Source organism: Nonomuraea sp. K271, from assembly GCF_009908215.1.
Taxonomy (GTDB): Bacteria; Actinomycetota; Actinomycetes; order Streptosporangiales; family Streptosporangiaceae; genus Nonomuraea; species Nonomuraea longispora.
On record NZ_JAAAHR010000096.1, the window covers coordinates 1 to 15,408 of the forward strand.

Genomic DNA, 15,408 nt, shown 5'->3' on the forward strand with positions numbered 1-15,408 from the left:
GGCGTCGGTGTGCTGCTGGTGGAGCGGTTGTCGGATGCGGAGCGTAACGGGCATCGGGTGTTGGCGGTGGTGCGTGGTAGTGCGGTGAATCAGGATGGTGCGAGTAATGGGTTGACGGCTCCGAATGGTCCGTCGCAGCAGCGGGTGATTCGTCAGGCGTTGGCGAATGCGGGGGTGTCGGCTGCTGAGGTGGATGCGGTCGAGGCTCATGGTACGGGTACGTCGTTGGGTGATCCGATTGAGGCTCAGGCGGTGCTGGCGACGTATGGGCAGGGTCGTGAGCGGCCGTTGTGGTTGGGGTCGGTGAAGTCGAACATCGGTCATACGCAGGCGGCTGCGGGTGTGGCGGGTGTGATCAAGATGGTGATGGCGCTGCGTCATGGGGTGTTGCCGCGGACGTTGCATGTGGATGAGCCGTCGCCGCACGTGGACTGGTCGGCCGGCGCGGTCGAGCTCCTGGCGGAGCCCCGGCCGTGGGATCGCCACGACCGTCCCCGCCGCGCGGCCGTCTCCTCCTTCGGCGTGAGCGGTACGAACGCCCACATCGTGCTGGAGGAGCCCACGGCCGCCGAGGTCGAGGCCGAGCCGGTGGATGAGCCTTCGGTGGTGCCGTGGGTGGTGTCGGGTCGTAGCGCGGAGGCGTTGCGGGCTCAGGCGGGCCGGTTGGCCGAGGCGGTGGCGGATGCGCGGCCGGTGGATGTGGCGCATTCGCTGGTGGCTTCGCGGTCGGTGTTCGATCACCGCGCCGTGGTGATCGGCGGCGATCGCGACGAGCTGGTGGCGGGGCTGCGTGAGCTGGCCGGAGGCGCTGCCTCGGCCGTGGTGCAGGGGGTGGCCGGTTCGGCCGGTAAGACGGTGTTCGTCTTTCCTGGTCAGGGGTCGCAGTGGCTCGGTATGGGGGTGGAGCTGCTGGAGGGTTCGCCGGTGTTCGCGGCGCGGATGGCTGAGTGTGAGGCGGCGCTGGCTCCGTTCGTGGGTTGGTCGTTGACGGGTGTGTTGCGTGGTGAGGACGGTCAGCCGGGTTATGACCGGGTGGATGTGGTGCAGCCGGTGTTGTGGGCCGTGATGGTGTCTTTGGCGCAGGTGTGGCGTTCGCTGGGGGTGGTTCCGGCTGCGGTGGTGGGCCATTCGCAGGGTGAGATCGCGGCTGCGGTGGTGGCGGGTGCGTTGTCGTTGGAGGACGGCGCTCGGGTGGTGGCGTTGCGTAGTCAGGCGATCGTCGCTTTGGCGGGGCGTGGTGGTATGGCGTCGGTGCCGCTGGGTTCGGCCGGGGTGGGGGAGCTGCTGACCCGCTGGGAGGGCCGTCTGTCCATCGCGGCGGTGAACGGTCCCGCATCCACGGTGGTGTCCGGTGACGTGGACGCCATCGATGAGCTGCTGGCCCACTGCGAAGGGCAGGGGGTGCGGGCCAAGCGGATCGAGGTGGATTATGCCTCGCATTCGGCGCATGTGGAGTCCATTCAGGACGAGCTGGCCGGGTTGCTGGCTGCGGTCACGCCGCGTGAGGCGCAGGTGGCCTGGTATTCGACGGTGCGGCGGGAGTGGTTGTCCGGGACCGAGGTGGACGGCGCGTACTGGTATGAGAACCTGCGGCGGACCGTGTGGTTGGAGCCGTCGGTGGGTGTGCTGGCCGGTCAGGGCTTCGGGGTGTTCGTTGAGGTCAGTGCGCATCCGGTGTTGACGATGGCGGTGCAGGAGAGCGCCGAGCGTGCGGGTGGTGAGGTGACGGCGTGCGGCACGTTGCGCCGTGACGACGGTGGTCTGCGCAGGTTGTGGGCGAGCGCGGCGGAGCTGTGGGTACGCGGGGTCGAGATCGACTGGCCGCAGACCTACGCCGGCTCCCACCCGCAGATCATCGACCTGCCCACCTACGCCTTCCAACACCAGCACTTCTGGCTGGAGGAGCGCACCGTGGTCGCGGGCGACGTCGGCGCCGCCGGGCTCGGCGCGGCAGGACACCCCCTCCTCGGCGCGGCGGTCTCGCTGGCCGATGCCGACGCGGTGCTGCTCACCGGGAGGTTGTCGCTCAGAACCCACCCGTGGCTGGCCGACCACAAGGTCAACGGCCAGGTGCTGCTGCCCGGCACGGCGTTCGTCGACCTCGCCATCAGGGCGGGCGACGAGGCCGGCTGCGGCGTCCTTGACGAGCTGACCATCCAGGCGCCGCTCATCGTGCCCGAGCGCGGCGCCGTCCAGCTCCAGCTGTCGGCCGGCGCGGCCGGCGAGGACGGGCGCCGGCAGCTCACCGTGCACAGCCGGCCCGACGGCGGGGCCGCCGACGACCCGTGGACCTGCCAAGCCACCGGCGTGCTCGCCCCCGGGACCACGACGCCTCCCGCACAACAGCCGGCCGCCTGGCCGCCCGAAGGCGCCCAGCCGCTCGCGCTGGACGGCCTGTACGACTGGCTCGGCGAGGTCGGCCTCGGCTACGGACCGATCTTCCAGGGTCTGAAGGCCGCGTGGCGGTGCGACGACGAACTGTTCGCCGAGGTCGCGCTGCCGGACGACGCCGACACCGGCGGGTTCGGGCTGCACCCCGCGCTGCTCGACGCGGCACTGCACACCGTCGCGCTCGACGCGGCCACCGCCGAGGACGGGCCGCGCATGCCGTTCGCCTGGACCGGCGTACGGCTGCACGCGACCGGGGCCGCCTCGATCCGCGTCCGGCTCACGCCCCGCGACGCCGACCGCGTGACGCTGGCCGTCACCGACGGCACCGGCGTTCCCGTCGCCGACGTGGACTCGCTGATCCTGCGCCCCCTGCCCGCCCACCTCGGCACGCCGGTACGCAACACGGACGACGACGCGCTCTACACGCTCGAATGGGCGCCCGTCCCCACCGGCGAACCCGTGGGAGAGCAGCGGTGGGCGGTCGTCGGCGACCCGTCGGCCCTTCCCACCGCAGCGGAAAGGCACGACACCGTGGCCGGGTTGCTCGCCGGTGGGCAGGTGCTCGACTGGGTGGCCGTACCGCTGGAAGGCGGGGACGGCGGCGATCTGGCGGCGGCGGTGCGCGAGCGGACCAGCCACGTGCTCGACCTGCTGCGGACGTGGCTGGCCGACGAGGACCACCCGGCGTCCAGGCTCGTCCTCATCACCCACGGCGCGGTCGGCGCCACCGCGGACGACGAGGTGGCGGACCTGGTCAACGCCGCCGTCTGGGGCCTGGTCAGGTCCGCGCAGTCGGAGACCCCCGAACGGGTCGTCATCGCCGACCTCGACCGCGACCCGGAGTCGTACCGTGCGCTGCCCGCCGCGCTCGCGACGGGAGAGACCCAGCTCGCGATCAGGAAGGGCACCGCGTACGCGCCCCGCCTGGGCCGCCCGGGCAGTGGCGGCGCGCTCGTCCCGCCCGCCGGGGCTGCGAACTGGCGGCTGGACGTGACCAGCCGCGGCACGGTCGACGACCTCGCCCTGATCCCCGCGCCCGCCGCGCCGCTCGCTCCCGGCCAGGTGCGCATCAGCACCCGGGCCATGGGGCTGAACTTCCGCGACGTGCTGATCGCCCTGGACATGTACCCGGGCGACGCGCCCATGGGCGGCGAGGGCGCCGGCGTCGTCATCGAGGTGGCGGACGACGTCACCACCTTCGTGCCGGGCGACCGGGTGATGGGCATCATCGACGGTTTCGCCCAGCAGGCGGTCGCCGACCACCGCATGCTCGCCCGCATCCCCGCCGGCTGGTCGTACGCGCAGGCCGCGTCCGTGCCGATCGCCTTCGTCACCGCCTACCACGCGCTGGTGGACCTGGCCGGCCTCCAGGCCGGCGAGTCGCTGCTCGTGCACGCCGCCGCCGGCGGCGTCGGCATGGCCGCCGTGCAGCTCGCCCACCACCTGGGCGCCGAGGTGTACGGCACGGCGAGTGAGCCCAAGTGGCCCGCGGTACGCGAGCTGGGAGTTCCGGAGGAGCGCATCGCCTCCTCCAGGACGCTGGAGTTCGCCCAGACCTTCGACGCGGGCGTGGACGTCGTGCTCAACTCCCTCGCGGGCGATTTCGTGGACGCCTCGCTCGGCCTGCTGCGGCCCGGCGGGCGCTTCATCGAGATGGGCAAGACGGACGTACGCGACCCCGGCGGCCTGCCCGGGGTTCGCTACCAGAACTTCGACCTCACCCTGCTCGCCCCGGAGCGCACCGGCGAGATCCTGGCCGAGATCGCCGAGCTGTTCGCCGGCGGCGCGCTCCGCCTCCCGCCGCTGCGGACCTGGGACGTGCGCCGCGCCCCCGAGGCGTTCCGGCACGTCGCCCAGGCCCGGCACATCGGCAAGGTCGTGCTGACCGCGCCGCCGGCGTTCGACCCCGACGGCACGGTGCTCGTCACCGGCGGCACCGGCGCGCTCGGCGCCATGGCCGCCCGCCGCCTGGTCACCGAGCACGGCGTACGGCACCTGGTGCTGGCCGGCCGGCGCGGCCCCGCCGCCGACGGCGCGGCGGCGCTGGAGGAGGAACTGACCGGGCTGGGCGCCACCGTACGGATCGCCGCCTGCGACGCCGCCGACCGCGACGCCCTGGCCGGGCTGCTCGCGGCGATCCCCGCCGAGCACCCGCTCACCGGTGTCGTCAGCACGGCGGGCGTGCTCGACGACGGCATGATCTCGTCGCTCACGCCGGAACGGGTCGCGGCCGTGCTGCGCCCGAAGGTGGACGCGGCCGTCAACCTGCACGAGCTGACCGCGCACCTCGACCTGGCCCAGTTCGTCCTGTACTCGGGCGCGGCCGGCGTGCTCGGCAGCCCGGGGCAGGGCAACTACGCGGCGGCCAACACGTTCCTGGACGCGCTCGCCCAGCACCGCCGCGCCCACGGCCTGGCCGGGACGTCCCTGGCCTGGGGCCTGTGGACGCCGCAGAGCGGCAGCGGCATGACCGGGCACCTCGACGAGGCCGACCTGGGCAGGCTCAGCCGGTCCGGCATGGGAGCGCTCGGCATCGAGCAGGGCCTCGACCTGTTCGACCGGGCACTCGGCGTGGACGAGGCGGCGCTCGTACCGATCAACCTCGACCTCGCGACGCTGCGCGCGGGAGCGGCCAAGGGCTTCGGGCACCCGATGTTCCGCGGCCTGGTGCGCATCGCCACCCGCCGGGTGGTGGTGGCGGCCGAGACGCCACAGGGCGAGTCCCTCACCGACCGGCTGGCCGCCCTGCCGGACGACGACCGGCTGCCGATGCTGCTCGACCTCGTACGCGGCCACGTCGCCGCGGTGCTCGGCTTCCCCGGGCCCGAGGCGGTCGAACCGGCGCGGGCGTTCAAGGAGATCGGGTTCGACTCGCTGACGGCCGTGGAGCTGCGCAACCGCCTGAAGACGGTCACCGGGCTGCGGCTGCCGGCTTCGCTGGTCTTCGACTACCCGAACTCCGCCGCGCTCGCCGGGCACCTGCTGGAGGAGCTGGCGCCGCCGGCCCACAGCGCCGAGCAGCAGATCCTGGCCGAACTCGACCGGATCGAGGCCCGGCTGGCCGTCATGGCGGCCGGATGCGGCACCGCCGGGGAGATCACCTCCCGGCTCGAACAGCTGGCCTTCTCGTGGAAGGAACGGCACCACGAGGCCGACACCGCCGCCGAGGACGTGGCGGGCCAGCTCAGCTCGGCGACCGCCGACGAGATCATCAACTTCATCGACAGCGAACTCGGACTCTCCTGAGCAGGCGTCACCGACGGCTAGGAAGGCACACCATGGCGACAGAGGAACAGCTCGTCGAATATCTCAAGCGGGTGACGACCGAGCTCCACGACAGCAAGAAGCGGCTGCAGGCGGCCGAGGACAAGGAGCACGAGCCGATCGCCATCGTCGGCATCGGATGCCGCTACCCCGGGGAGATCGAGAGCCCCGAGGACCTGTGGCGGATCGTGTCCGGCGGGGCCGACGCCATCTCGGGCCTGCCCGACGACCGCGGCTGGGACCTGGAGTCGATGTACAACCCCGACCCCGACGCGTTCGGCACCTCGTACGTCCGCGAGGGCGGCTTCGTGAAGGACGTCACGACGTTCGACCCGGCGTTCTTCGGCATCTCGCCGCGCGAGGCGCAGGCGATGGACCCGCAGCAGCGGCTCCTGCTGGAGACGTCGTGGGAGGCGATCGAGCGGGCCGGCATCGACCCGGCCGCCCTGCACGGCAGCAGGACCGGCGTGTTCGTGGGGGCCAACAGCTCCGAGTTCCTCACGCTGATGACGCAGGCGCCGCCCGAGCTGCAGGGCTACCTGATGACCGGCGTCGCCACGAGCGTGGTGTCCGGCCGCATCTCGTACACGCTGGGCCTGGAGGGGCCGGCCGTCACGATCGACACGGCCTGCTCGTCGTCGCTGGTGGCGCTGCACCTGGCGGTACGGGCGCTGCGCAACGGCGACTGCTCGCTGGCGCTGGCAGGAGCGGTCACCGTGTTGTCGTCGCCCGGCACGTTCATCGGCTTCAGCCGGGTGCGCGCGCTGGCCAAGGACGGCCGCTCGAAGGCGTTCTCGGCGGCCGCCGACGGCATGGCGCTCGCCGAGGGCGCGGGCGTGCTCCTGGTCGAGCGCCTGTCGGACGCCCGCCGCAACGGCCACCCCGTGCTGGCCGTCGTCCGCGGCTCGGCTATCAACCAGGACGGCGCCAGCAACGGGCTCACGGCGCCGAACGGCCCGTCCCAGCAGCGCGTCATCCGCGCGGCCCTCGCCGACGCCAGGCTCGCGCCCGTCCAGGTGGACGCCGTGGAGGCGCATGGCACGGGCACCGAGCTGGGCGACCCGATCGAGGCGCAGGCGCTCATCGCCACCTACGGCCAGGACCGGCCGGAGGAGCGCCCGCTCTGGCTCGGGTCGGTGAAGACCAACATCGGCCACGCGCAGGCCGCCGCCGGCGCGGCGGGCGTCATCAAGATGGTGATGGCGCTGCGCAACGGCGTGCTGCCCGCGACCCTGCACGCGGAGGAGCGCTCGGAGCACATCGACTGGTCGAAGGGCGCGGTGGAGCTCCTGACGGACGCCCAGCCGTGGCCGGCCGGCGCGGAGCCGCGCAGGGCCGGCGTGTCGTCGTTCGGCATGAGCGGCACCAACGCGCACGTGATCATCGAGGAGGCGCCGGCCCTGCCGGCCGCCGCGCCGCCGGCCGAGGACGAGCCGCGCCAGGAGCCACCGGCGCTGCCCTGGTTGTTGTCGGGGCGCGGCGCGGAGAGCCTGCGGCGGCAGGCCGGGCGGCTGGCCTCGTGGACGCGTTCCCGTCCCGGCGACGGCCCGGCCGACGTCGGCTGGTCGCTGCTGACCAGCCGGACGGCCTTCGACCACCGCGCCGTCGTGGTGGGCTCCGACCGCGATGAGCTGCTGGCCGGTCTGGACGGCCTGGCGGACGGTTCGCCGGTACCCGACGTGGTGCAGGGGGTGGCCGGTTCGGCCGGTAAGACGGTGTTCGTCTTTCCTGGTCAGGGGTCGCAGTGGCTCGGTATGGGGGTGGAGCTGCTGGAGGGTTCGCCGGTGTTCGCGGCGCGGATGGCTGAGTGTGAGGCGGCGCTGGCTCCGTTCGTGGGTTGGTCGTTGACGGGTGTGTTGCGTGGTGAGGACGGTCAGCCGGGTTATGACCGGGTGGATGTGGTGCAGCCGGTGTTGTGGGCTGTGATGGTGTCTTTGGCGCAGGTGTGGCGTTCGCTGGGGGTTGTTCCGGCTGCGGTGGTGGGGCATTCGCAGGGTGAGATCGCGGCTGCGGTGGTGGCGGGTGCGTTGTCGTTGGAGGACGGCGCTCGGGTGGTGGCGTTGCGTAGTCAGGCGATCGTCGCTTTGGCCGGGCGTGGTGGTATGGCGTCGGTGCCGCTGGGTTCGGTCGAGGTGGGGGAGCTGCTGACGGGCTGGGGTGGCCGGTTGTCGGTGGCGGCGGTGAACGGTCCTGCTTCGACGGTGGTGTCGGGTGATGTGGACGCTGTCGATGAGTTGCTGGCGCACTGTGAGGGTGTGGGGGTGCGGGCCAGGCGGATCGAGGTGGATTATGCCTCGCACTCGGCGCATGTGGAGTCTGTCCAGGATGAGCTGGGCCGGTTGCTGGCTCCGGTCGCTCCTCGGGAGGCGCGGGTGGCCTGGTATTCCACGGTCCGGCGGGACTGGTTGTCCGGGATGGAGGCCGACGGCGCGTACTGGTATGAGAACCTGCGGCAGACCGTGTGGTTCGCGTCGGCGGTCAGTGCCCTGGCGGAGTCGGGGCATCGGTTCTTCGTGGAGGCCAGCGCCCATCCGGTGCTGCAGATCGGCACGCGTGAGACGTTGGAGGAGTCGGGTGGCGAGGCGGTGTCGGTCGGCACGTTGCGCCGCGACGACGGCGGCCTGCGCAGGTTGTGGGCGAGCGCGGCGGAGCTGTGGGTACGCGGCGTGGCGGTCGACTGGGAGCAGGCCTACGCCCCCGCCCGTCCCCGCCGGGTCGACCTGCCCACCTACGCCTTCGAGCGCGAGCCGTACTGGCCGAAGAGCATCCAGGCGAACGCCGACCTCAACCAGCTCGGTATGGGCCAGGCCGGGCACCCGCTGCTGGCGGCCACCGTGTCGCTGGCCGACGGCGAGGGCGTGCTGCTCACCGGCCGGCTGTCGCTGAAGACCCACCCGTGGCTGGCCGACCACCTGGTCAACGGGCAGGTGCTGCTGCCCGGCACCGCATTCGTGGAGCTGGCCGTCAGGGCCGGCGACGAGGCCGGCTGCGACCTGCTGGAGGAGCTGACCCTGCAGGCCCCGCTGGTCCTGCCCGAGCGCGGCGGCGTCCAGGTGCAGGTGGCCGTGGGCGCGTCCGACGAGGACGGGCGGCGGGTGCTGACCATCCACTCCCGGCTCGACGACGAGCCGTGGACCCGGCACGCCACCGGCTTCCTCGCCAAGGACACCGGTACGGCCGCCTTCGCCGAGACGTCGTGGCCGCCCGCCGGAGCGACCGCCGTCGGCGCCGACGGCGTGTACGAGCTGCTGTCGGGCATCGGCGTCGACTACGGTCCCGCCTTCCGCGGCGTACAGGCCGTGTGGCGGCGCGACCGGGAGCTGTTCGCCGAGGTCGCCCTGCCGGAAGGCACCGAGACCGGCGGCTTCGGGCTGCACCCGGCGCTGCTCGACGCGGCGCTGCAGCCGCTCGCCGTGGGCGACTTCTTCCCCGCCCAGGCCACCGGCGGGCCCGTGCTGCCGTTCGCCTGGACCGGCGTGCGCCTGGCCGCCACCGGCGCCGCCACGCTGCGGGTCCGGCTCGCGCCCGAGGGCGCGAACGCGGTGCGGATCGAGGTCGCCGACGCCACCGGCGCGCCCGTCGCCTCCGTGGACTCGCTGGTCGTCCGCGCCATGGCCGCGGCCGACCTCAAGGCGGCCGCCGACCCGCTGCGCGACGCCCTGTTCGCCCTCGACTGGGTGCCCGCAGGCCCGGCCTCCCGGCCGGGCGCCGGGCACGACGGCGCGCGGTACGCGATCGCCGGCGGCGACGACACCCGGCTCACGGCCGCGCTCGAAGCGGCGGGAGCGCAGGTGAGCGCCCTCGACCCGGACGGCGCCACGCCGCACCTGGCGTTCCTGGTGTGCGCCCCCGACCCCGGAGCCGATCCGGCGGCGGGAGCCCGCAGCGCGACCAGCGAGGTGCTGGCCGCCGCCCAGTCGTGGCTCGCCCAGGAACGGTACGCCGACGTGCCCCTGGTCGTCGTCACCCAGGGTGGCATGGCCAACGGAGGCGACCTGCCGGCCGCCGCGGTGTGGGGGCTGATCCGCTCGGCGCAGTCGGAGAACCCCGGCCGTTTCGTCCTGCTCGACGTCGACGGCACCGACGCCTCGTGGCAGGCCGTCCCGGCCGCCGTCGCGTCCGGCGAACCCCAGGTCGCGCTCGCCGAGGGTGAGGCCCTGGTGCCCCGGCTGTCCCGGCAGCGCACCGGTGAACCCGAGGAAGGGCGGCCCGTCGCCGCCTCGTGGGACCCCGATGGGACCGTACTGATCACCGGCGGCACCGGCACCCTCGGCGGGATCGTCGCCCGCCACCTGGTGAGCGAGCACGGCATCCGCCATCTGCTGCTGATCAGCCGCCGCGGCCCCGCCGCGGAAGGCGCGGCCGAGCTGATGTCCGAGCTGACCGCGCTCGGCGCCGACGTCACCGTCACCTCCTGCGACGCCGCCGACCGGCAGGCCCTGGCGGACGTGCTGGCCGGCGTCCCCGCCGAGCATCCGCTGACCGGCGTCGTGCACACCGCCGGCGCCCTGGACGACGGCGTCCTGTCCGCGCTGACGCCGGAGCGGATCGACACCGTGCTGCGGGCCAAGGCCGACGCCGTGCTGAACCTGCACGAGCTGACCGAAGACCTGCCGCTGACCGCGTTCGTGCTGTTCTCCTCGGCGGCCGGTGTCTTCGGCGGGCCGGGCCAGGGCAACTACGCGGCCGCCAACGCGTTCGTCGACGCGCTCGCCGAGCGGCGCAGGCGGCTCGGCCTGCCCGCGCTGTCGCTGGCGTGGGGCCTGTGGGAGCAGGACAGCGGGCTCACCGGCAGGCTCAGCGAGACCGACAGGGCGCGGCTGGCCCGCACCGGCGTCGCGCCGTTGACCACCGCCGACGGGCTCGCCCTGCTGGACGCGGCCTGCGCGGCCGACCGGGCGGCGCTGGTGCCGATCCGGCTGGAGTTCGCGGCGCTGCGGATGGCCGCCCAGTTCGGGGCGCTGCCGACGATCCTGCAGGAGCTGGTCCCCACGTCGAAGCGGCGGGTGGTCGGCAACGACCCGGCCGCCGCGTCGGAGCTGCGCGAGCGCCTGGCCCGCATGCCGGAGTCCGAGCACGCGAGGGTGCTGCTCGACCTCGTGCTCGGTCAGGTGGCCACCGTGCTCGGCTACCGCGACCCCAGCGCCGTCGAGCAGGACCGCCCCTTCAACGAGGCCGGGTTCGACTCGCTGACAGCCGTCGAGTTCCGCAACCGCATGAACGCGGCCACCGGCCTGCGGCTGCCCGCCACCCTCGTCTTCGACTACCCGACACCCGCCGGCCTGGTCGAATATCTGCGGACCCGGCTGCTCGACGGCCCCAAATCGGCCGTCTCGGCCAGGACGCAGTCCGGCGAGGAAGAGCCGATCGTCATCGTCGGCATGAGCTGCCGGCTGCCCGGCGGCGTCACCGACCCCGAGGGGTTGTGGAACCTGGTGGCCGAGGGCGGCGACGCGATGTCGATGTTCCCCGCCGACCGCAACTGGAACCTGGACGAGCTCTACCACCCCGACCCGGAGCACCCCGGCACCACGTACACCCGCGAGGGAGGCTTCGTCTACGACGCCACCACGTTCGACCCGGCGTTCTTCAGCATCTCGCCGCGCGAGGCCGTGGCCATGGACCCGCAGCAGCGCCTGCTGCTGGAGGGCTCGTGGGAGGCGATGGAGAACGCCGGCATCGACCCCGGCACGCTGCGCGGCAGCAAGACCGGCGTGTACGTCGGCCTGATGTACCACGACTACGGCTTCCACCTGCAGAACCCCACGAGCGACCTGGAGGGCCTGGTCGGCACCGGCATCTCGGCGGGCGTCGCCTCCGGGCGCGTGTCGTACACGTTCGGGTTCGAGGGCCCGTCGGTCACCATCGACACGGCCTGCTCCTCGTCGCTGGTGGCCCTGCACATGGCGATCCAGGCGCTGCGGCGCGGCGAGTGCTCGCTCGCCCTGGCAGGCGGCGTCACCGTGCTCTCCACCCCGAGCGTGTTCGTCGACTTCAGCCGCCAGCGCGGCCTCGCCCCCGACGGCCGCTGCAAGTCGTTCGCGTCGGGCGCCGACGGCACCGGCTGGGCGGAGGGCGTGGGCCTGCTGCTGGTCGAGCGGCTCTCCGACGCCCAGCGCAACGGCCACCCGATCCTGGCCGTTGTGCGCGGCACCGCGATCAACCAGGACGGCGCCAGCTACGGGCTGACCGCCCCCAACGGCCCCTCGCAGCAGCGGCTCATCGAGGAGGCGCTGGCCGACGCGCGGCTGACCACCGCCGACGTGGACGCCGTCGAGGGCCACGGCACCGGCACCACGCTGGGCGACCCGATCGAGGCGCAGGCCGTCGTCGCCACGTACGGCCAGGACCGGCCCGAGGACCGGCCGCTCTGGCTCGGCTCGGTGAAGTCGAACCTCGGCCACACGCAGGCCGCCGCCGGCGTCGCCGGCATCATCAAGATGGTGATGGCCATGCGGCACGGCGTGCTGCCGCGGACGCTGCACGTGGACGAGCCCACCACCCACGTCGCATGGGACGCGGGCGCGGTCAAGGTGCTCACCGAGTCCATCCCGTGGCCGGAGACGGGCAGGCCGCGCCGCGCCGGCATCTCGTCGTTCGGCATCAGCGGCACCAACGCCCACGTCATCATCGAGCAGCCCACGGAGCAGGACAGGCCCGCGCCGCCCGTGGAGGCCACGCGCCCGGTCATCCCGTGGGTGTTGTCGGCCAAGAGCGCGGAGGCGCTGAAGGCGCAGGCCCGCAGGCTCCGCGACCACGTGGGCGCCGGCCAGCGGGCCACGGACGTCGCCTGGTCGCTGGCCACGACGCGGGCCTCGTTCAAGCGGCGTGCGGTCGTCCTGGGGGCCACCCGCGACGAGCTCGCCGCCGGGCTGGAGGCCGCGCTCGCGGGCACCCCCGCCGACAACGTGATCACCGGTTCGGCCGCCCGGGGGCGCACGGCGTACCTGTTCACCGGCCAGGGCAGCCAGCGGCCGGGCATGGGGGAGAAGCTGTACGCGGCCTACCCCGAGTACGCCGCGGCCTTCGACGAGGTCTGCGCCCGCTTCGACCGGCACCTCGACCGGCCCCTGCACGCGGTCGTCACCGGCGACGCCGATCTGCTCGCCCAGACCCGGTACACCCAGGCCGCCCTGTTCGCCGTCGAGGTGGCCCTGTTCCGCTGCCTGGAGGCGTGGGGCGTACGAGCCGACTTCCTGGCCGGCCACTCGATCGGTGAGATCGCCGCCGCGCACGTCGCCGGCGTGTTGTCGCTGGACGACGCGGTCACGCTCGTGGCCGCGAGGGGCGGCCTCATGCAGGCGCTGCCGCCCGGCGGCGCCATGGTCTCGGTGCGCGGCGCGACCGAGGAGGACGTGCTGCCGCTGCTGGCCGGGCACGAGGAGCGCGTCGGCATCGCCTCCGTCAACGGCCCCTCGTCGCTGGTGTTGTCCGGCGACGAGGTGAGCGTGCTGGAGCTGGCCGAGCAGCTCGCCTCGCGCGGCTGCAAGACCAGGCGGCTGACCGTCAGTCACGCCTTCCACTCGCCGCTGATGGAGCCGGCGATCGAGGAATTCGTGAACGTCGCCCGCGGGTTGGACTTCCGGCCGCCCGAGATCCCCGTCGTCTCCAACGTCACCGGCGAGCTCGCCACCGTGGAGGAGCTGACCTCGCCCGAGTACTGGGCCCGCCACCTGCGGCAGGCCGTGCGCTTCTGCGACGGCGTACGGACCCTGCGCGACCAGGGCGTGTCCACCTTCATCGAGCTCGGCCCCGACGCGGTGCTGTCCGCCATGGTGAAGGACTGCCTGGACGGCTGGACCGGGGTCGCCGCTCCCGCGCTGCGCCGCGACCGGGGCGAGACCGGCACGCTCATCGAGGCCCTGGCCCACGCGTACACGAACGGGGTGGGCGTCGACTGGGCGGCCGTGGTCGGCTCGGGACAGGCCGTGGCGCTGCCCACCTACCCCTTCCAGCGTCAGCGGTACTGGCCGGACCCGCCTCGCCAGGAGGAGGACGTACGGCCCGACCAGGGGCTCTGGGACGCCGTCGGCCGCGACGACCTCGACGGCCTGCTCGCGGTGCTCGGCCTGGAGAGCGGCTCCACGGTCGCCGACCTGCTGCCCGCGCTCGCCCGGCTGCGCGGCCCGGGTGGCGGGCAGGACGGCGCGCGCCATGGAGACGTGCGCTACCAGCTCGGCTGGCGTCCCATCACCGACCTGCCCTCGCCGTCGCTGTCGGGCACGTGGCTGGTGGTGGCGGGCGACGCCGCCCCGGCGCAGGCTCTGGCGGCCGGGCTCGCCGCTCACGGCGCGCACACCGTGGTGCTGCCCGCCGGCTCTTCCGGCGGCTGTCCGGTGCTGCCCGACATGTCCGGCTCTTCCGCCTCGGCCGGTGGTGGTGTGGCGGGCATCGTGTGCCTACTGTCGGAGGGCGTGCGGGCTCCGGCGGTCCCCGACGGGCCGGCGCCGGTCTGGTTCCTCACCCGCGGCGCGATCCAGGTGGTGCCGTCCGACCGCGTGGCCGGTCCGGACACCGCTGAGGACTGGGGCGCCCTCCGGGGCACGTCCGGTGCGGGGCGGCTGCGGGGCGGAGGGATGATCGACCTGCCGGCCGGGCTCGACGACCAGGTGATCCGCCGGTTGTGCGGGGTCCTGTCCGGTCTGACGGGCGAGTCCGAGCTGGCCGTACGTTCCGGCGGGGTCTTCGCCCGCAGGCTGCGGCCCGCGCCGCCGCGCGGCACCCCGCTCGGTCGCGAGTGGCGGCCGGGAGGCACGGTCCTGCTGGCGGGACCCCTCGACGAGACCGCCACGGAACTGGCCAGATGGGCCGCCCGCAACGGCGCGGACCGGGTCGTCCTCACCGAACCCGCCACGGGCCTCGAAGGGGAGCCGGGCGTGACCGTCCAGGCCGGCCTCGCCGCAGCCGCGTCCCTCCTGATCCCGGCCACCGTGGTCAACGGCCACGCGGCCGGCGGGCCCGGCGTGAACGGGCATGGGGCCGGAGGGGCCGGGATGAACGGGCACGCGGGCGGAAGGGCCGGCGTGAACGGCCACGCGGCCGGGGTGGACGGGCAGGGTGGGGCGGTGACCGCGGTGGTGTGTACGACCGCGGAGGCGGCCCGCGCCCTGGACGGGCCGGCCAGGACCGCGGGCGTGCCGGTCTTCGTGATGCCGGCCCCGGCGCGGGCCGCCTGGGGCGGGGACGGCGCGCAGGCGTACGAGTTCTTCGCCGCGCTGGCGGAGGAGCGGTCCGCCGCGGGACACCCCGCGCTGGCCGTGGCCGCCGGGCTGAAGGAGCCAGGGGACGCCGTGTCGGCCATCCGCCAGGCCCTGCATCAGGGCGACAGGACGCTCGTCGTCGCCGACCCCGACTGGGCCGCGCTCCACGCGGACGGACACGTACGGCTGCTGGAGGAGATCCCGCAGGCGGCCGGGACGGACGACGAGTCCGGCGAGGCGGTCGACGACGCCGCGGCCTTCCGCCGGCTGTTGTCCGACAGCCCGGAGGACGAGCACCGCGACATCGTGCTCGGCGTGGTGCGCGGGGAGGCCGCGGCAATCCTGCAGTTGCCGCTGCCCGACGCGGTGGAGCAGGACGCGGAGTTCTTCGAGCTCGGCTTCTCCTCGATGGCCGCGGTGGAGCTGCGCAACCGGCTCGTCGAGCTGACCGGCATCGAGGTGGCGGCCGACGCGATCTACGACTATCCGACCCCTGCCGAGTTGGCCGAGCACCTGCTCGCCGAGGCCATGAGCTGAGCCATCCCGGCTGAGA

The 15,408-nt window shown here is 73.9% G+C and carries 2 protein-coding genes; both read left to right on the forward strand.

What is annotated here, in order from left to right; all coding sequences use genetic code 11:
- The first annotated feature begins 69 nt into the window (after window positions 1-69).
- Window positions 70-5,637 (forward strand): SDR family NAD(P)-dependent oxidoreductase, encoded by a 5,568-nt coding sequence (locus GUY59_RS47655; protein ID WP_330849209.1) that lies wholly within the window; start codon window positions 70-72, stop codon window positions 5,635-5,637.
- Window positions 5,638-5,669: 32 nt separating this feature from the next.
- Window positions 5,670-15,392, forward strand: coding sequence for a type I polyketide synthase (locus GUY59_RS49070; protein WP_161714741.1), 9,723 nt, complete (start codon window positions 5,670-5,672; stop codon window positions 15,390-15,392).
- The last annotated feature ends 16 nt before the right edge of the window (window positions 15,393-15,408 follow it).

Bases quoted from the DNA above. Each gene is read 5' to 3' on its own strand.
- GUY59_RS49070 (WP_161714741.1), top strand. From the start codon at position 5,670: ATGGCGACAGAGGAACAGCTCGTCGAATATCTCAAGCGGGTGACGACC.